The 579-nt window shown below is 38.2% G+C and carries 1 protein-coding gene and 1 pseudogene; both read left to right on the forward strand.

Translation table 11 applies throughout. The annotated features are described in order from the left end of the window. A pseudogene (locus ACFSW4_RS11900) lies at positions 1-262 on the forward strand (IS91 family transposase); the annotation flags it as partial. Continuing rightward, entirely contained in the window at positions 237-452 is a 216-nt protein-coding gene (locus ACFSW4_RS11905) for a hypothetical protein (RefSeq protein ID WP_377329513.1), read from the forward strand. The pseudogene ACFSW4_RS11900 and the gene ACFSW4_RS11905, both read left to right, overlap by 26 nt. The last annotated feature ends 127 nt before the right edge of the window (positions 453-579 follow it).

A 579-nucleotide genomic window follows, 5' to 3' on the forward strand; every position in this document is an offset into this window, starting at 1 on the left:
AGTTAAAATAAAGAAATCCTTAACAAAAAGAACTTATCGTGAGAAGGTTATTGCATCTGGTGGAAAAGATCCCATGAGGTGCTCTTGTTGTGATAACTTTTATGAATATATGGGTGAAGTATGTCTTGAGGATGGTAGGCTTGAAATCAAAGTATCGTTAAGTCGAGAAGCAACTAACTATATGGAGAGGGTGATTAGACATCTCACGCAAGAAGAAGAAAAAAGGAACAGATCATTTGAAGAAAAAGAAAAAGTCAGTTGACTTCATTTGTGAAAGTTGTGGTATGGAGGAATATATTCCCTATCAAGTGGTCAGAGATTTTGATTTGATGGATCCAGGGGATCCATCTGAACCGCCTCGCTTTAGTTGTGAGCAATGTAATGGAGAAATGTATCCTGTTGAATATATTGATGTTAGAGGTAAAACGCATACATTCAAAGGTAAGCACTAACCCAAAAGAGGACCGGACGTGGTTTGAACTGACCCAGGGAAATGAGACAAGAAAAAACACCTATGCTGCCACGGTCCTGTATTCAACAGGGCTGTGGCAATTTAATTTTGAAAAAGGTCGTATATAA

Origin of the sequence: Piscibacillus salipiscarius, from assembly GCF_042685285.1 — a bacterium.
Taxonomy (GTDB): domain Bacteria; phylum Bacillota; class Bacilli; order Bacillales; family Alkalibacillaceae; genus Piscibacillus; species Piscibacillus salipiscarius.